The organism is Janthinobacterium sp. JF4, assembly GCF_059617925.1.
The window spans coordinates 34578-52695 of sequence record NZ_JCAQAV010000024.1; the positions used below are offsets into that span (position 1 = coordinate 34578).

The window sequence follows — 18118 nt, forward strand, 5'->3', positions numbered from 1 at the left end:
ATTTTGCGTTCTGCTTTTTGCAAGAACGCTGATTTTTACGAAAGAAAAGAATGACATTTGAATCCTTAGGCCTGCATCCGTCCATCATCGCCGCTCTGACCGAATCGGGCTACACCGCGCCAACCGCGGTACAGTCGCAAGCGATTCCAGCCGCGATCGAAGGCCGTGACCTGCTGGTCTCGTCGCAGACCGGTTCGGGCAAGACCGCAGCATTCATGCTGCCGTCGTTGCACAAACTGGCCAGCGCCGAACAAAGCACCGCCGGCAAGACGCCGAACCAGGAAATGCAAGCATCGCGCGCCCGCGGCGAGCGTCCACGTTTCAAGGCTGCCCAACCAAAAATGCTGGTGCTGACGCCAACGCGCGAACTGGCCCTGCAAGTGACCACCAACACCGACAAATACAGCACCGGCATCCGCCGCATCAAGGCTGTGTCGATCCTGGGCGGCATGCCTTACCCTAAACAGATGCAATTGCTGGCCAAGAATCCCGAGATTCTCGTCGCCACGCCTGGCCGTCTGATCGACCACATGGACTCGGGCAAGATCGACTTCTCGCAACTGGAAATCCTGGTGCTGGACGAAGCCGACCGCATGCTGGACATGGGTTTCATCGACGACATCGAAAAGATCGTGGAAGCGACGCCAGAAGGCCGTCAAACCATGCTGTTCTCGGCAACGCTGGACGGCGTCGTTGGCAACATGGCGCGCCGCATCACGAAAAACCCGCTGGTCATCCAGATCGCCGGTTCGTCGAACAAGCATGAAAACATCACCCAGCGCGTCCACTTCGTCGACGATCTGTCGCACAAGAATCGCCTGCTGGACCACCTGCTGCGCGACGAAACGCTGGACCAGGCTGTTGTGTTCACCGCTACCAAGCGTGACGCCGACACCATCGCCGACCGTCTGAACATCGCCGGTTTCTCGGCTGCCGCCTTGCACGGCGACATGCATCAGGGCGCGCGTAACCGCACCCTGGACGGCATGCGCCGCGGCCAGGTCAAAGTGCTGGTTGCCACCGACGTTGCCGCCCGCGGTATCGACGTGCCAACGATCACCCACGTGTTCAACTACGATCTGCCGAAGTTCCCGGAAGACTACGTCCACCGCATCGGCCGTACCGGCCGCGCTGGCCGCAATGGCCTGGCCATCTCGCTGGTGAACCACGCTGAAGGCATGAACGTCAAGCGCATCGAACGCTTCACCAAGCAATTGATCCCGGTCAATGTCATCGAAGGTTTCGAGCCGAAGAAAACGGCGTCGGCACCACGTTCGAGCGCCCGTCCAGGCGGCTGGAAACCAGGCGACAACCGTGGCGGCGCGAAGCCAGCGCAACGCACGTTCAGCAAGCCCGGCGCACCACGCAAAGACGGCGCACCGAGCACCGGCGGCGGCTACAAGGGTTCCAACCCGCGCAGCACCGACGGCGCACGCCGCAGCTATGGCGACCGTTAATCACGGCGCACCGCCGCCAATAGGCGGCAGGCAATAAAAAGCGGCCACCAGATCACTCTGGTGGCCGCTTTTTCATGTCCGCCGCATTTATTTCTTCGACACTTTCTGGCGCGACAACTTGCGCAGCTTGGCTTGCTCGAAGCGCGCGTGCTGCTCCGGCGTCTCGAGCACCAGCGGCGGCACGGCCACGGGCTTGCGGTTGGCATCGACGGCCACCATCGTGAAATAGCAGCTGTTGGCATGGCGCACCAGGCGCTGCTGGATGTTTTCCGTCACCACGCGGATGCCCACTTCCATCGACGTCGTCCCCGTGTAGTTGATCGAGGCGAGGAACGTCACCAGTTCGCCCACGTGGATAGGCTGCAGGAACATCACCTGGTCCACCGACAGGGTGACCACGTAGCTGCCCGAATAGCGGCTGGCGCAGGCATAGGCAACGCTGTCGAGGTATTTCAGGATGGTGCCGCCGTGCACGTTACCGGAAAAATTGGCCATATCGGGCGTCATCAAGACCGTCATCGTCAGTTCGTGGGCCGACCAGTTCATCGCGCTGTCCAAAGTGTTCTCCAAAGGGGAAAAGAATAAAAAGAGGGGGATGCAAAAACCGGCCCCAGGGGCCGGTTGCCGGGACAGGCTGCTACAGTCCCAGGGTGTCGATGTCGGCCAGCGACTCGCGGCCCTTGTCGGAAATGTCGTGGCCCTCGCCTTCGGCGCGCGCCACGATATGGGCTTTCTTGCCCAGGAAATAGGCCACGTCCGACTCCAGCTTGGTCAGCGGATCGGCGGCGACGGCGCGCAAGCCCATGATGCAGCGGCGCAGGAACAGCAGTTGCTGCGCTTTCTCGGTGATGGACAGACGGCCATCGCGTGCATAGCTGAGCAGCTTCAGGCCGGACAGGCGCTTGGCATTGCGGGCAACGCAAGCGCTGGGGCGCTCGGTCTTGATGCCGCGTGCAACTTGCTCCAGCGCGTCATATTCATCGGTTGTTAATTTCTCGTTCTTCATTACTTTTCCATAAAAGGCCAGGTGTTCGGCCCCCATGGTACGCGCCCCGCTGCGCATCGGCAACAGGCAACGTGAATCGGTCACCGCTCGCGCCGCGAACGGACGACTGAAAGGCGGGCTGGACAGCCCTTATTTATAGCTGCGCAGCAGCAGCCATGCCAGACCACAACCCGCCACGGCGCCCGCCAGCGCCAGTGCCAAAAGGTTTTTGCTGGTCATCACAGGACGACGTCCCAGGTAGATTTTGTTATGCAAGGAATTGCCCATGATGGTCTCCTGTACAAGAATTTTTATGATGTCTCATTATAAGAACAGAATCGTGACGGCCGCATGACACTCGACAGTTAGAGCTTGATTTGTATCCACTCGGCAACATTTATGCGCATTTTTGTTGTTTAAATGGCGTGGCGCCGGCGGCGGCACCGCAGTCCATTTCCGATTGGAAATAAACGCGGTACAGGTCTCCCCGCGACCGCGCATGACGGGTCGCCATGCGCCATGGCTGCGGGCTGCGAGAACTTGCCGCGCGATCCGGTCAATGCATTTTCACGGGCAGTGGTGGCGGCGTCGGCTCCTCGACCGGCACGGGGTCGATGTGGGGCGGCTGTTCCGGCGGCGGCGTGACGGGATCGCCTTCCGGCGGTGGCGGCATATCGGGTTCGGGCGTGCTGTGCGCACGCAACGGGGCAAGATGGAATTGTGGCTGCATGGTGACCTCCTTTGCCCCACTGTAGCCGATGCGGCCAAATCCTGGCGCCCGCCACTGGCAGGCTGCGGGGGAACTAAACGGCGTGGCGTCACTCCAACTTGGCAGGTATCTCCTCCTGCGAGTGCAAGCGATCCCCATGGCGCGCAAGAAAATCCTCTTTATGGCCGAGGCAGCGACCCTGGCCCATGTTGGCCGCCCCCTGAGCCTGGCCCAGGGCCTGGACGAGCAAGAGTACGAGGTGCATTTCGCCTGCGCCGATGGCTACGACTTTTGTTTCAAGCAAGCCCCCTTCCGGCGCTGGCGCATCGACAGTATTTCATCGCTGCAATTCCTGCAGGCGCTAGCCCGCGGCAAGCCTGTCTACACGGAAAGCACGCTGCACGCGTATGTGGAAGACGACTTGCGCCTGCTCAATGCCGTCCAGCCCGATCTCGTGATCGGCGACTTTCGCCTGTCGCTGTCGGTCAGCGCCCGCTTGCAGCGCATTCCCTACATCACCATCAGCAATGCCTACTGGAGCCCTTACGTGCGCCAGCACTACACGGTGCCCAGCCTGCCCCTGACAGGCATGCTGCCCATCTGGCTGGCCGCCCCCCTGTTCCGCCTGATCCGCCCGCTGGCCTTCGCCTCGCATGCCGTGCCCCTGAACCGCGTGCGCCGCCGCCATGGCCTGCCATCCTTGGGCAGCGACTTGCGGCGCATCTATACGGATGCCGACCACACCTTGTACGCGGATATTCCGCAACTGTTCCCGCCGCATGCCATGCCGTCCACGCACGACTACCTGGGCGCCATCATCTGGGCGCCGCCGCTCGACTTGCCGGACTGGTGGCAGCGCCCGGAACTGAGCAGCGGACGGCCCATTATTTATGTCACCCTGGGCAGCTCCGGCCAGGGGCAGTTGCTGCCGCGCGTGCTGCGCGCGCTGGCGCCCCTGCCCGTCACCGTACTGGCGGCCACGGCCGGCACCATCCGCATCGACGCCGTGCCGCCGAACGCCTGTGTCGCGCCCTTTCTGCCGGGCGACGCAGCGGCCCGGCGCGCCAGCCTGGTGATCTGCAACGGCGGCAGCCCGACCAGCCAGCAGGCGCTGACGGCAGGCGTACCCGTCATCGGCATCGCCGGCAACCTCGATCAATTCCTCAACATGCATGGCATCGCGGGGGCCGGCGCCGGCCTGCTGCTGCGCGCCGACCGCTTCCAGGAAACCGCCCTGCGCCATGCCGCCACGCGCATGCTCGACGATGGCCGGGCCAGGCTGGCGGCGCGCCAGCTGGCCACGGCCATGCGCGACTATGTGCCAGGGCAGCGCTTGCTGCCCCATATGCGCGCCCTGTTGGGCCCGTTGCCGCATGGCAGCCAGCCTTGACGGGCGGCGTCGGTTTTTCTTACAGTGCGTCCGGCAACACCTGCACCGCGCCAACAAAAGCACGCCAAGTCATTGATTTCAAAAGAACCTCATGCGTTGGCATGGAAGTCGCTAGGTACTGGCCATGAGCACCTGCCGACAGGACTCAGGCAACACTTCCAGACTCACTCAACCACGAGGTGAACACAATGAAACTCTCCAAACTGAAACTGCTCCCGGCCGCAACGGCACTGGCCATGCTGTGCGCCGCCGGTAGCGCACAGGCGGGCGCCTACGGCTATTCGTACAACAACATCTTCGGCCTGGTGATCGCCGTGCCGACGGGCCAGATCACGGTCGCCAACAGCACCACCATCTCGCGCAGCACGGCCACCCTGAATGGCGTCAGCGTCATCAATGGCGGCTCCGGCTCGCTCGATGCCCCACGCGCCAACGTCGGTGCCGTCACCAAGGGCGAGAATGACTTCACGCAGCAAGGTCCATCGGGCAATTATTCGCGCGGCGATGCGCAGATCGTCAGCACGCAGTTTCCCTCGTTCCCGCCCGGCTCCACCTCCACCCAGGTGGTGAACGTGGCCGAAGCCCACCTCGACGGCCCCGCCGGCACGGCCGACGCCTCCGGGCGCAATGGCTCGACCACGGGCTTTTCCGTCGATTTCATCGTCGGTTCGCCCACGGCAACCCTGAGCTTTGACTTCCTGGCATCGCCCTTCATGCAAGTCTTCCTGCAAAGCACGGTCGGCCAGCTGTCTACCGCAACGGCCAACCTGGTCGTCACCTTCACCATCACGGATGCGACCGGCGCGACGGTATTCAACTGGACACCCGATGGCGCGATCGGGTCTGGCATCTTCGGCGGCACGGAAAACGCCGATGGCGCCAACCTGAACACCAGCCTGGCGACCAATTTCCTCACGCGCGGCAACCTGTTCACCTACGACCCTTCCGGCTGCGGCACGCCCACGGGCACCGGCGTTGGCACAGCGTGCGGCAGCAACTTCAGCTCCGTCAGCAATGCTTTAACGGCCGGCAACTACACGCTGACCCTGAATGCGGTGGAAAGCGTGGACCTGGTGAAACAAGCGGTGCCGGAACCGGGCACCCTGGCCTTGCTGGGCCTGGGTCTGGCCGGCCTGAGCTATGCCCGTCGCCGCAAGGTTGCCGCCTGAAGCAGGCAACAGGAGGGATTCACAGGCGAGGGGCTCTCCTCGCCTTTTTTATGTGGCAAGCCTGTCGGTTTTCCTTACAACGCGGCCGATCAGGAGATGAGGATTTTCATGACTATATTTTCTTGCAGCCGACTGCCAACGGTCTTCTTGGCCTGGCTATTGCTGGCCAGCAGTGGCACCGCCAGTGCCGCCGCCTACGGCTATTCGTACACCAGCGTCTTTGGCCTGGTCATCAGCAATCCCAGCGGCTCCACCACCTTGATCAACAACATCGACCTGTCGCGCACCACCGCCACGCTCGACGGCAGCAGCATCATCCATGGCGGCAGCAATGAGATCGATGCGCCGCAAGCGAAACGCGGCGCCGTCACCAAGGGAGAAAACGACTTTACCCGGCAAGGCATGGGCAATGCCGCGTATGCGCGCGGCGAGGCGCAGATCGTCACTTCGCAAATCCCCCCCTTTCCACCGGGCTCGACCAGCACGCATACGGTGAATGCGGCAGAAACCTTCCTCACAAGCGGCGGCAATGCCGACGCCTCGGGACACAATGGTTCCAGCACCGCGATGACGGTCAATTTCGTCGTCGGCCAACCGGGCGCGACCCTGGCCTTCGACTTCCAGGCCCTGCCCTTCATGCAGCTGTACCTGGATGCGCTGGCCGGCACGGGATCGGCGGCCACCACCAACATGGCGCTGACGTTTACCATCATCGATGAAAATGGCCAGATCGTCTTCAACTGGGCGCCCGACGGCACCCTCGGCTCCGGCATCCTGGGCGGCACCGAACTGGCCGATGCCGCCAATCTCAATACCGGTTACGCGCAAACGCCGCTCACCAGCGGCAGCATGTTCACCTACGACCCCAGCGGCTGCGGCGCGCCCACAGGCACGGGCATCGGCACGACGTGCGGCGGGCAGTATAGCGCCGTCACGGATACCCTGGCGGCGGGCAATTACACCCTGGTGTTGAACATGCTGAACAGTTCCGAACTGGCCTACGTGCCAGGCGTCACGCCAGTGGCGCTGCCGGGCACCTTGCCGCTGCTGGCGGCTGGCCTGGCGGCGCTGGCCAGCTTCGTGCCACGGCGCCGGCGCTGGCACTGACGAGGCTGAGACGCCCGCATGGCCTCACGCGCGCCTCACTGCCCCGCCGTGGGCGGCACCAGCAAGTCTTGCAGCGGTCGGCGCAGCGAGCGCGCCCTGGCGGCCGGTCCCGCACCGATACGCCCAAGAAACACGGCCCGTTCAAACACCGCCTCCCCCAGCACGGCCTGGCACCGCACAGCCAGTTCCTGCGCCATTTCCTGCATGCCATCGGTGCGCGAAAAAGTACGCCGTTCGCGCACATAGCGGGCAAAAATCAGCGGCGTCAGTTCCGGCTGCAATTGCAGGCCCAGCTGCGTTGCCGTCAGCCAGAAACGCTGCATGGCGCGGCCGGCCGCCACGTAGTCGTCGATCTGGCGTGGTGGCGCATCGGCCAGCAGCACGAAATGCGCGGCGCAATACAGGCCGGGCAGCAAGTCCATCTGCAGGCGCGGCGCCAGCGTGCCCGCCAGCCAGGTATTGAAGAAATCCACGCGGCGCCAGCTTTGCATGATCCAGCGCATCAGCCGCGCCGTCATGGGGTCGACGCCGAGCGCCTGCTCCGGGATGCGGTCGCTGCTGTAGCGCGCGCCCCATTCGATGACGTCGCGGTGCACCTTGTGCGCTTCGGGCATGGTCAGGCGCAGCTTCGCATTGTCGAACATCAGGCGCGCACAGGCCATGCGCGCCCGCCCGCCTTCGAACCACTGCACGCCGTAACCGGGCGGCAAGCTGGCCGCCAGCGCGGTTTTTTCGCTGGCGCGCAGGCTGCGCGTGCTGAGCCGGCGCCGCTGCACGCTGCGCTGCGGCAGGAAGGCCGCCAGCGGATCGGGCAGCATGCCGGGGCTGTCGACAAATTGCACATCAAACGTGGGCAAGGTGTCGGGCATGGACAGACGCCGGCGCGCCTCCATGCGCAGGCCATGGCTGCTGGCCGCCAGCGCCATGCTTTCGAGCAAGGCACCGAGCGACAGCTGGCTGGGGTGGCCGTCGAGGTCATACACGCAATGGCTGCGCGTATCGAAGCCATGCACGACCACGTGCCGCTGGTCGACGATTTCAAAGCGCCACGGCTGCGTGTTGTCGCCGCTGGGCGCCCAGCGCGCCTGCTCGAGGATGTTTTCCAGCACAGAATCGATCTGCGCGATCAGCGGTGCTTGCGCCATTTATGCCCCCTGCGCCGCGCGCCGGCGCTTGATGATGGCCATCGTCAGGCGCTGCAGCGGATGACGGTTGCCGCCGGGACGCCAGGTATGCACGAGCTTGTTGCGGTAGGCGTCGAAATGCATGCCGTGCGGCGCCGCCATCACCTTGCCGCGTTTCAACAATATCTTCAAGGCTTCCGTGGCGGCCGCGCCCGCGCACAGCTGGCAGCCCATGATGGTCGACGGCCCGCGCCGCTCCTTCAGGTTGATGGCGGACGGGTCGACCAGGTAGGGACCGTGCAAGCCGGCCGGCGCCAGCCCGACGAGAAAGCGCAGGGCTTTTTCTTCCTCGGGCAAGTCGCCCCAGCCAAAATACGCTTCGAACGTCATGCCGCCCGGCAGGAAGCTGAGCACGGCCGTGCCCATGCCCAGCGGCGCGGCCGTGATGGCGGGGATGCCCAGGCGGGCGCACGTGGCGAAGGTCGCCTGGCGCGCGGGAAAGGCGAAGAAATCCAGGCCGTCCACATACAGGTCGACGCCGGCAAAAAACTCGGCCAGGTTGCTGTCGTGTATGCCGTCAGTAAATTGTCTAATCTCCAGTTCGGGATTGATGTCCGTCGCCATCTGCGCCAGTACCGCCACCTTGGGCTGGCCCAGGGTGGACACCATGGCGCCAGCCTGGCGGTTGAAGTTGGCGATATCGAAGGTGTCGAAATCGGCGATGTGAAAGGCGCCGATGCCCAGCCGCGCCAGGGTCAGCAAGTGCACGCCGCCCACGCCGCCCATGCCGGCAATAGCCACGCGCTTGCCGCGCAAGCTGTCCTGCTCCGCCTGCGTGACCCAGCCCAGGTTGCGGGCAAATGCCGCGTGATAGGAAAAACCGTCTGTCATGCTCACCTCTTCTGTGCATCCCTTGCGGACGAAGAAGGTTGGACAGGTGAGCCAGGGATAAGTTCCCCAATGACAGACGAAAGCGCTTAGCGCGCCAGGCGCCGCGGCGCCGCGGCAGCTGCCGGTGCCACTGCGCCCACCTTGAACACGCTGACGATCTGCGCCAGCCCGGCCGCCTGCTCGTTCATGGCCTGCGCCGCCGCCGACGCCTGCTCGACGAGGGCCGAGTTTTGCTGCGTCATGTTGTCCATCTCGACGATGGCCTGGTTGATCTGCTCGATGCCGGCGCTTTGCTCGGCGCTGGCCGAGGAAATCTCGGCCACGATATCGGTCACGTGCTGCACGCTGGAGACGACTTTTTCCATCGTCTCGCCCGCCAGCGCCACCAGCTTTTCACCGGCGCCCACTTGCTCGGCGGAACTGTCGATCAATTGCTTGATCTCTTTCGCCGCGGCGGCCGAGCGCTGCGCCAGGTTGCGCACTTCGGACGCCACCACGGCGAAGCCGCGGCCCTGCTCGCCCGCGCGCGCCGCTTCCACGGCCGCGTTCAAGGCCAGGATATTCGTCTGGAAAGCGATGCCGTCGATGACGGCGATGATGTCGCCGATCTTTTTCGACGAGGCATTGATGGCGCCCATGGTATCGACCACCTGGCTCACCACGCCACCGGCCTGCGTCGCCACTTGCGAGGCGGAAATGGCCAGCTGGTTGGCCTGGCGCGCATTGTCCGCATTCTGACGCACGGTCGAGGTCATTTCTTCCATGGTCGAGGCCGTTTCTTCCAGCGACCCCGCCTGCTGCTCCGTGCGCGCCGACAGGTCGTGGTTGCCGGAAGCGATTTCGCCCGACGCCGTGGAAATGGATTCCGCATCGTTGCGCACCTGGCTCACCAGATGGGCCAGGTTGTCGCGCATGGCCTTGATCGCCATCAGCAAACTGGACGTATCGCCGGGGCGCGTATCGATCTGCGTCGTCAAATCTCCCTGGGCGATTTGCGCGACGATGGCCGCTGCATAGTCGGGTTCGCCACCGAGCTGGCCCAGGATGCGGCGCAGCATCAAGGCCGCCAGGGCACCCACCACCAGCATCAGCGCGCCGCCGATGGCCAGCAGCACGCCCGCCTGGGCCCAGAACTTGTGGTTGATGTCATCGATGTAGGTGCCCGTGCCGATCAGCCAGTCCCACGGCGCAAATTTCACCACCGCATACATCTTCGCCACCGGGTCCTTCACGCCGGGACGCGTGCCGTCCGCCTGCACCAGGCCGATGCGGCTGTTGGCCAGGGCCGCGCGGTAGCGGTCGCCCGACTGTTTCATGTTCTTTTGCGGCACGCCGATGCGCGACGCATTCGGGTGCACGTACAGCAAGTCGGTGCTGAAATCGCGCACAAAATAATACATCTCGTCCTTGACGAAGCTGCCGATGGCCAGCTTGGCCTGCTGCTGGGCCTGTTCACGCGTCAGCTTGCCCGACTGCTCCAGCGCATACGCCTTTTCCACGGAGGCATGGGCCAACTCCACCAGCACCGTCAATTGCTCGACCCTTTCGGCCATCATGGTCTGCCGCAACGAATACAGAGAGAATGACGCGATGAGGACGATGCCCAGCAAGGTGCTGAAACACAGGAGGAGAATGCGCGAACGAAGTGTCATGGGAGCCTGGGTAAAGAATAAAATGTGGAATTATAAACAATTTCCATGTGGAAATCTTTTCGGAAAAGCAAAGCGGGCGGCGCTACCAGGCGGATGCCCGGCAGGCACCGCCCGCATATGTCTTGCTGAAGTCTTGCTGAAAGGTCAGGCCAAGGCTTCCTTGGCCGCCTCTTCCGGCGTCAAGCCGTCGTAGAACTGGTCGGTAAACCACTCGACCTGCTCTTCGATGTGGTCCTGCGCCTGCGCCACGGTGGCGCCACCGGCCACGAGGAAGCCTTCGACCTCGATGCACCAGTTGATCAACTCCAGGGTTTCCGGATCGAGTTCTTCTTTCTTCGCCATCATATTTCCTTGCTTGTTAAATTGCGATCACATCCATCGGCAGCAGTTTAACAGCTTCGCCGCCCCCGCCCCTGCAGTTCAACAATGAAGATTACTTTGCTGCAACGTTTTTGCGTTCCGGATACAGTACCACCTGCACATAATTATGCATGTCCAGATAGCGCTGGGCCGCCAGCTTGACGGCTTGCGGCGTGATGGCGCGCACGCGCTGCGCGTAGCGCAGGATGTGCGCGGGGTCGCGCCCCTGCGTTACCGAACCCATCAATTGGTTCATCCAGTAATTATTCTCCCGCAAGGATTTCTGCTGGCGCGTGATCCAGTTCAGCTTGACCTTTTCCAGGTCCGCTGCGGACGGCCCGTCCATCTTCATCTTGTTGATTTCGGCAAAGGCGGCGGCGATCACCTTGTCGACGTTTTCCGGTCCCGTCGGCAAGTTCAAGGCCACCGAGTAATGGCCATACGGATGCTGGCCCATCGAGGTTTCAAAGCCGCCGCCATAGATCATGCTCATCTTTTCGCGCAGCACTTCGATGACTTTCAGGTTCAGCACCTCGCCCAGCGCCTGCAGGGTCAGCTTTTGTTCGTCCGAATACGCCACGTCGCCATTGAAGGTGATGGAAATCGTGCTTTTGGGCTCGCTGCCCATGTAGATATCCTTCTTGACGACCCCGGTCACCGGGCGCATGCCCACGTCGCGGTAGGCGTGCGCCACGTCGGCCACGGGCAAGGTGCCCAGGTAGCTGGCGATCAGCGGCTTGATCTTGTCGAAATCGAAGCTGCCCGCGAAGATGAAGGTCATGCCGCGCGCGCTGGAAAAGCGCTGGCGGAAGATGTCCAGCGAACGGTCCAGGTCCACCTTGTCGAAGTCGGCCACGCGCGGCACGCCATCGACACGCGGGTTGTCGCCAAACATGGCGTGCTGGATGGCATCGTAGAACACGGCTTCCGGCTGCGCCATGCTGTTTTTCGCCAGGTCCTGCTGCTTGCCAATGAAGGACTGGTACAAGCCCGCATCCTTGCGCACGTCATGGAAATACAGATATACCAGTTGCAGCATGGCTTCCACGTCGGCGCTGCTGGCCGAGCCGCCAAAGCCTTCGCTCAGTTCACCCAGCGAAGCGCCCACATTGACCGTCTTGCCGGCCAACACCTTTTGCAGGTCCAGCGGCGCCAGATCCTTCAGGCCCATGCTGCCGACCACGGCGCTGGCGTAGCGGGCGTTATAGATATCGGCGTCGCCAAACAGGGACTGGCCGCCGAAGCGCGTCGAGCCCATCAGCACCTGGTCATTCTTGAAGTCGGTCGGTTTCAACAGCACGCGCACGCCATTGCCCAGGGTCAGTTCCGTCACGCCGATGGCGCCATTCAACTTTTCAGCGACGACGCTGCCGCCGGCCGGCGGGCCGTCCATCAGCTTGCTGGCCAGGACTTTTTCCGTGCGCGGCTCGACCTTCTGCTGCTCGGCTTGCGCCACGGCGTCGAGCAATTGCTGCCGCGTGGGAACACTGGCGCCCGCTTTCGGCTCGGTGCCCATGAAGACCACCAGTTTCTTTTGCTGGTCAGGGATGACCTTGGCCACCGTCTCGTTGATTTCCTGCAGCGTTACCTGCGGCAAGAGTTCCTGCGCATACAGCAATTCATTGGCGATGCCGGGGATGGCTTCCTGCTCCAGGAAGTTGCGCGAATACTCGGCCACGAAACCGGCCGAATCGGACTTGTCGCGTTCGCTGTATGCGCGCTCGTAATTGCGCAGCATGTTCTTGCGCGCGCGGTCCAGCTCATCCTGGCTGAAACCGAAGCGGCGCGCCCGCTCGTCTTCCTGCACCAGCGCATCGACGGCCGGCTGCACGCCGCCCTTGCCCAGCAAGGCATACGCACTGAACGATTCATAGCCGCGCACCAGCTTGCCCATGCTGCTGCCGCCCTGGATGAATGGGGGATTGGCTTGCTGCGTCAATTCCTGCATGCGCGCGCTGAGCATTTGCCCATACAGGTTTTCGATCATCTGGCGGCGGTAGTCGGCAATGGTGACGGGCTCCTGCGCGGCGCGGATCGGGTAGCGGATGAAGACCGTGTCGTCCGGCGCTTCCTTGTCCGTGATCACCAGCGCTTCAGTCTGCGAGCGCTGCGGCACTTCCGCATACAGGCGCGGCCGCGGTTTCGCGGGGTTTTTCAGCTTGCCGAAATGCTGCTGGATCAGCTTTTCAGCCTGGCTCGGTTCCACGTCGCCGACCACCATCACGGCCATCAGGTCGGGCCGGTACCAGTCTTTATAGAAGCGCTTGATGGCTTCCGGCTTGAACGTCTTCAAGACGGACTCCTTGCCGATCGGCATGCGCTGCGCATAGCGCGAACCGTTCAGCAGCTTCGGATACAAGACCTTGTTCATGCGGTCGCTGGCGCCCTTGCCCAGGCGCGCCTCTTCCAGCACGATGCCGCGCTCGCTGTTGATGTCGGCAGGATTGAACTTCAAGCCATGCGCCCAGTCTTCCAGCACGAGAAAACCCTTTTCCAGGTTTTCCTTCTTGTTCGTCGGAATCGGCAGCACGTACACGGTTTCATCAAAGCTCGTGTAGGCGTTCAAGTCGGCGCCAAACTTCACGCCGATCGATTGCAAGTAGGAAATGAGCTCATTGCGCTTGAAATGCGTGGAACCATTGAAGGCCATGTGTTCCGTGAAATGCGCCAGGCCTTGCTGGTCGTCATCTTCCAGGATGGACCCGGCTTTCACCACCAGGCGCAATTCCACTTTCTGCGCGGGACGGGCATTTTTCTTGATGTAATAGGTCAAGCCGTTCGGCAATTTTCCAACGGTCACTTCGGGTGCCAGCGGCAAGGGATCGCTCAAACGGATTTCCGCCTGGGCCATGCAGGCGCACGCCAGCAAGACGGCGCCCGAGATCAGGCGTAATGTACTCAGCTTCATGTATTCTCAACGGTAAGATTCAGTAGGCGTACCTTACACTGAAATCGTCTTTCCGCCATTAAAAACAGCTTAGGAAAAATTGCTTTTCCCAGGCAACTTTGCCGAATGACAAACGCAACAGTGCCCTGCCAGTTTTGGTCAATTGTGCTAAAGTATTGCCGCCGGTCATGTGGACCGGCACAACGACGTCTTCGGGGCGGGGTGCGATTCCCCACCGGCGGTAAGACCGGCAACGGTCGAGCCCGCGAGCGCTTGTCAGGTTCCGCCTGATGAGGTCAGCAGATCTGGTGAGACTCCAGAGCCGACGGTATAGTCCGGATGAAAGAAGATGTGCAGTAGTGTGATGTCCCATCGCCACGGCGATGCGGCCAGTTGCGTCTATTCGCTTGCCCTGCAGCGTTTTTCGCCTATGCGAGGAGCGTTTCACCATGTTAGTCAACAGCTATACCCTGCTTTCCAACGACCTGGAAGGTCGCATCCAATCCGCCCTGGCCGCCATGCGCGCCGGCATTCCCGTCATCCTGCTCGACGATTTCGACCGTGAAAACGAAGCCGACCTGATCCTGTCGGCCGAGAAACTCACGCACGAAACCATGGCCCTCCTGATCCGCGAATGCAGCGGCATCGTCTGCCTGTGCCTGCCGACGGACGTCGTCAGCGCGCTGGAATTGCCGCCCATGTCGTCCGATAATGGCAGCCGCTACGGCACGCCGTTCACCGTCTCCATCGAGGCGCGCGACGGCGTCACGACGGGCGTGTCGGCCGCGGACAGGGTCACCACCATCCGCGCCGCCATCGCGCCGGACGCCAAGCCGGCCGACCTGGTGCGCCCTGGCCACGTGTTCCCCCTGCGCGCCGCGCCCGGCGGCGTGCTCGAGCGCCGTGGCCACACGGAAGGCTCCGTCGACCTGTCGCGCATGGCGGGCTTGAACCCGGCCGCCGTGCTGTGCGAACTGATGAACCCGGACGGCACCATGATGCGTGGCGACGCTATCGAGCGCTTCGCCGAGCTGCACGGCATGCCGATTCTGACCATCGAAGAACTGGTGGAATGGCGCAGCACGCGCGAACAGTAAACCTGCTTCAGGCAGCGGCCACGGCCTTCGGCAGATGCACGTGCCGGTAGACGAGGCCCGCCGCCAGGCCATACGCGACGGCGATCGTCGCGTAGGCCAGCGGCAAGCGCAGCGACCAGTCCGGCACCATGTGCAGGATGCTGCCGATCACGGCCACGCCCACCAGGGCGCCGATCTGGCGGTTGGCATTCAGGGCCGCCGCCGCGCTGTTCGCATGCTGCTTGCCGGCCACCCGCATCACGGTGGCCGTCATGGCGGGAATGGCGATGCCGATGGCCACGTTCATGACGGCCGTGCCCAGCGCCAGCAGGAAATATGGCGTGCCCGGACGCAATGCCATCAGCAACAGCGCCATCACGGCGCCCACCAGCAAGCCGGCCAGCATGGGCCAGCGCGTGCCATGGCGCGCCGCGATACCGCCCGCCAGGAAATTTCCCACCGTATAGGCCGCCATCATGGGCAGCAGGCGCAAGCCCGACTGCAAGGCATCGGCGCCGCCCGACTGCTGCAGGAATAGGCTCAACAAGAACAGCTGGCCAAACACGCAGAAATTGATCAGAAAACCCACGCCGTTGGCCGCGCCAAAGCTGCTGCTGTGAAACAGTGCACTCGGCAACAACGGATGGCTGCCGCTGCGCTCGCGCCGCAGCAATTGCCCGGCGGACAATACCGTCAAGGCCCCCGCCGCCAGCACACCCGGCGACAGCCAGCCCAGCACGGGCCCTTCGATCAAGGTAAAACTCAGGCCCGCCAGCGCCGCCACGCCCAGCGCATGGCTGAACAGAGACAAATCGCGCGGCTGGCGCGCCGGCGCGGCCAGCAGCAGCTGCGCCATGACGATGGCCAGCACGCCCAGCGGCACATTCACCCAGAACACGCTGCGCCAGCCGAACTGGTGCACGAGGATGCCGCCGATCAGGGGACCGGACGCGCCCGCCACGCCTACCAGGGCCGACCAGGCGCCCAGCATGCGCGTACGCTCGCGCTCGTCGTCAAAGCTGTGCGTCAGCAGGCTCAGGGAACTGGGCATGAACAGGGCCGCGCCCGCGCCCTGCAGCAGGCGCGCCGCCGTCAAAAAATGCCCGTCGGGCGCGGCGCCGCACAGGATCGAGCCGAGGATGAAGACGCCGAGGCCGCCCTGGTACACGGCTTTCGGCCCGTAGCGGTCGGCCAGCGCGCCGCCGGCCAGCAGCAGCGCGGCAAACGTCAAGGTGTAGCCGTCGACCACCCACACCAGGCCCGTCAGCGGTATGGCCAGGTCCAGGGCGATATCGGACAGCGCCACGTTGACGGCAGTGACGTCGAGCATGGCCATGACGAAGCCGAAGGCCAGGGTCAGCAGGATCAAGCCGCTGGCGCGGTGCGGTGTGGGGGCAATCATGATATTTCCTTGCAGGGACAGCGGGGCAGCCATTATGCGAGCGTTGCATGATGCAGTAAACAGGCATAAAATCGGCGCATTGATGCAAAAATGCATCAACAACCGGACGAAGGAAACGCAATGGACTGGGATAACGCGCGCATCTTTCTGGCCATCGGCCGGGCCGGCACCCTGCGCGGCGCGGCGGCCCTGCTGCGCATCGACCAGGCCACCTGCGGGCGCCGCCTGGCCGCGCTGGAAAGCTCGCTGGGCGCGACCCTGTTCCTGCGCACGCCATCGGGCTATGTGCCCACGCCGGCCGGCGAGCTGGCGCTCACGGCCGCCGAAGCGATGGAGCGGGCGGCCGACAAGCTGCAGCGCGAGATGCAGGGCGTCGACAACCGCCTGTCTGGCCTGGTGCGCGTGGCCACCACCGACACCATGGCCAGCCACTTCGTCATCCGCGCCATGCAGCAGCTGCATGCGGCGCACCCCGACATCCGCATCGTGCTCAACGTGGCGCCGGCGCTGGCCAGCCTGACGCGGCGCGAAGCGGATCTGGCCGTGCGCGGCGTGCGCCCCACCGACCCGGATCTGATCTCGCGCCACCTCGTCAAGCGCAGCCTGGGCCTGTATGCCTCAAAAAGCTATCTGGCGGAACGGGGCGAGCCCGTGCGCGGCACGGCGCTGGCCGGGCACGACATCGTCATCTACCACCATTCCGTCACGCCGCGCCATGGGGAGAACATCGCCGGCGAGTCCGTCGCCAACGCCCGGGTCGCCATGGAAGTGAACTCGGCGGCGATGCTGCAGGAAGCCACGCGCGCGGGCCTGGGCGTGGCCGAGCTGGCCACCCACCTGGGCGACATCGACCCGCAGCTCGTGCGCATCTGGCCCGAGCGGGCGGAAAGCTACGACGTGTGGCTGGTCATGCATGCCGACCTGAACCGCTCCGCCCGCGTGCGCGCGGCGGCCGACGCGATTATCCACAGCGTCGCCAGCGTGGCCGGTCAATAGGAACAGAAAGAGCAGCGCGCGCACGCTAGCCGTGCTTGCCGGGGCGGCCTGATGTTAAGATGCCATGATGACCCTATCCGTCTCCCTCATCATCAGCCTGCGCCGCCTGCACCGGGCCACCATGGCCTGGCTGGTCAGCTGGTGGCGCATGCTGCATTTCGCCATCCTCGTGTTTTCGCTGGCCCTGTCGCCCTCGAGCTACAACCGCGACAACCGCCCCATCCTCGCGCACCGCCTGGTGACGAACACGGCGCCCAACCTCGTCTGGTTCAGCGTGGCCAGCGCGCTGGTCAGCCTGGTGCTGATCCGCATCGTCGTCGTCAGCGCGCAAAGCTACGGCCTGTCGCGCTATGCGCTGGAAATGGTGGTGCGCGTGCTGGTGCTGGAACTGATCCCGCTGACGGCCGCCCTGTTCGTGGCCCTGCGCCTGACCCTGCCCGACGGCATTGCATTCGCGCAAATGCGCTCTTCCGGCATGCTCGACACCATGCAGCGCCAGGGCATCGACCTGCTGCGCCGCGAATACTTTCCGCGCGTCATGTCCGGCATCTTCGCCGTGTGGATGCTGGCCATCGTCAGCTGCGTCACCTCGCTGATCCTCGCCTATATCACCATCTACGGCTTTACGCCGTGGGCGCTGCAGGGTTATACGCGCGTCGTGGGGCAGATCTTCAATCCGGCCGTGGCCCTGATCCTGATGCTCAAGGTGATCTTCTTCAGCTTTGCCGTGGCCCTGATCCCGCTGGCCTCGTCCTACTATCCGGACGAGCCGCACGGCCGGCGCAAGCGCCTGTGGGCCGCGCACGGCCTGTCCGAAATGCTGCGCCTGTTTTCCGTCATCCTGCTGGTCGAAGTGGCTTCGCTGATGGGCAATTACTACTGATGCCCCGCCCGCCGCCGCCAGCGATCCCCG

17 protein-coding genes and 1 riboswitch are annotated in these 18118 nt (G+C 63.7%); of the genes, 7 read left to right on the plus strand and 10 right to left on the minus strand.

The window, feature by feature from the left end; genetic code table 11:
* Positions 1 to 50: 50 nt before the first annotated feature.
* Entirely contained in the window at positions 51 to 1457 is a 1407-nt protein-coding gene (locus tag AC54AF_RS17640; RefSeq protein ID WP_131686236.1) for a DEAD/DEAH box helicase, read from the plus strand.
* A gap of 87 nt (positions 1458 to 1544) precedes the next feature.
* Here the strand turns inward: AC54AF_RS17640 and AC54AF_RS17645 are convergent, their stop codons facing one another.
* The 4 genes from AC54AF_RS17645 to AC54AF_RS17660 form a co-directional block, all read right to left on the minus strand.
* The gene (locus AC54AF_RS17645) at positions 1545 to 2003 is read right to left on the minus strand and encodes an acyl-CoA thioesterase (RefSeq protein ID WP_034750191.1); all 459 of its coding nucleotides are present in this window, start codon (positions 2001 to 2003) and stop codon (positions 1545 to 1547) included.
* A gap of 91 nt (positions 2004 to 2094) precedes the next feature.
* The gene (locus tag AC54AF_RS17650) at positions 2095 to 2463 is read right to left on the minus strand and encodes a hypothetical protein (RefSeq protein ID WP_131686235.1); all 369 of its coding nucleotides are present in this window, start codon (positions 2461 to 2463) and stop codon (positions 2095 to 2097) included.
* A 129-nt stretch (positions 2464 to 2592) separates the two neighbouring features.
* Positions 2593 to 2730 (minus strand): hypothetical protein, encoded by a 138-nt coding sequence (locus AC54AF_RS17655; RefSeq protein WP_219307004.1) that lies wholly within the window; start codon positions 2728 to 2730, stop codon positions 2593 to 2595.
* Between the two features lie 268 nt (positions 2731 to 2998).
* Positions 2999 to 3172: a hypothetical protein gene (locus tag AC54AF_RS17660; protein ID WP_496637571.1), complete on the minus strand. Its 174-nt coding sequence runs from the start codon at positions 3170 to 3172 to the stop codon at positions 2999 to 3001.
* Positions 3173 to 3308: 136 nt separating this feature from the next.
* Here AC54AF_RS17660 and AC54AF_RS17665 point away from each other — a divergent pair, with 136 nt between their 5' ends.
* The 3 genes from AC54AF_RS17665 (at position 3309) to AC54AF_RS17675 (ending at position 6817) form a co-directional block, all read left to right on the plus strand.
* A complete protein-coding gene (locus AC54AF_RS17665) occupies positions 3309 to 4541 on the plus strand; it encodes a nucleotide disphospho-sugar-binding domain-containing protein (RefSeq protein ID WP_496637572.1) in 1233 nt (410 codons plus the stop codon).
* A 188-nt stretch (positions 4542 to 4729) separates the two neighbouring features.
* Positions 4730 to 5710, plus strand: coding sequence for an EDSAP-1 family PEP-CTERM protein (locus AC54AF_RS17670; RefSeq protein ID WP_496637573.1), 981 nt, complete (start codon positions 4730 to 4732; stop codon positions 5708 to 5710).
* Positions 5711 to 5818: 108 nt separating this feature from the next.
* Positions 5819 to 6817, plus strand: coding sequence for an EDSAP-1 family PEP-CTERM protein (locus AC54AF_RS17675; protein WP_496637574.1), 999 nt, complete (start codon positions 5819 to 5821; stop codon positions 6815 to 6817).
* A gap of 35 nt (positions 6818 to 6852) precedes the next feature.
* Here AC54AF_RS17675 and AC54AF_RS17680 read toward each other — a convergent pair whose 3' ends face one another.
* From AC54AF_RS17680 to AC54AF_RS17700, 5 genes are all read right to left on the minus strand, one after another.
* Complete coding sequence (locus AC54AF_RS17680; protein WP_496637575.1) at positions 6853 to 7962, minus strand: nitroreductase family protein; 1110 nt, start codon at positions 7960 to 7962, stop codon at positions 6853 to 6855.
* Entirely contained in the window at positions 7963 to 8832 is an 870-nt protein-coding gene (locus tag AC54AF_RS17685; protein ID WP_496637576.1) for a ThiF family adenylyltransferase, read from the minus strand.
* Positions 8833 to 8918: 86 nt separating this feature from the next.
* Positions 8919 to 10484 (minus strand): methyl-accepting chemotaxis protein, encoded by a 1566-nt coding sequence (locus AC54AF_RS17690; RefSeq protein WP_496637577.1) that lies wholly within the window; start codon positions 10482 to 10484, stop codon positions 8919 to 8921.
* Positions 10485 to 10628: 144 nt separating this feature from the next.
* Positions 10629 to 10829: a hypothetical protein gene (locus tag AC54AF_RS17695; protein ID WP_131686228.1), complete on the minus strand. Its 201-nt coding sequence runs from the start codon at positions 10827 to 10829 to the stop codon at positions 10629 to 10631.
* A gap of 88 nt (positions 10830 to 10917) precedes the next feature.
* Entirely contained in the window at positions 10918 to 13752 is a 2835-nt protein-coding gene (locus AC54AF_RS17700) for a M16 family metallopeptidase (protein WP_496637578.1), read from the minus strand.
* Positions 13753 to 13935: 183 nt separating this feature from the next.
* Positions 13936 to 14086: riboswitch (FMN riboswitch) on the plus strand.
* Positions 14087 to 14180: 94 nt separating this feature from the next.
* Here AC54AF_RS17700 and ribB point away from each other — a divergent pair.
* Entirely contained in the window at positions 14181 to 14828 is a 648-nt protein-coding gene (gene ribB, locus AC54AF_RS17705) for a 3,4-dihydroxy-2-butanone-4-phosphate synthase (protein WP_131686226.1), read from the plus strand.
* 7 nt (positions 14829 to 14835) lie between these two features.
* Here the strand turns inward: ribB and AC54AF_RS17710 are convergent, their stop codons facing one another.
* Positions 14836 to 16209, minus strand: coding sequence for an MFS transporter (locus tag AC54AF_RS17710; protein ID WP_496637579.1), 1374 nt, complete (start codon positions 16207 to 16209; stop codon positions 14836 to 14838).
* 120 nt (positions 16210 to 16329) lie between these two features.
* Between AC54AF_RS17710 and AC54AF_RS17715 the strand changes: the two genes are divergently transcribed.
* Positions 16330 to 17205 carry a LysR substrate-binding domain-containing protein gene (locus AC54AF_RS17715; protein ID WP_131686224.1) on the plus strand — a complete coding sequence of 292 codons (876 nt, stop codon included), beginning with the start codon at positions 16330 to 16332 and terminating at the stop codon, positions 17203 to 17205.
* A gap of 64 nt (positions 17206 to 17269) precedes the next feature.
* A complete protein-coding gene (locus AC54AF_RS17720) occupies positions 17270 to 18088 on the plus strand; it encodes an MlaE family ABC transporter permease (protein ID WP_496637580.1) in 819 nt (272 codons plus the stop codon).
* Positions 18089 to 18118 lie beyond the last annotated feature (30 nt).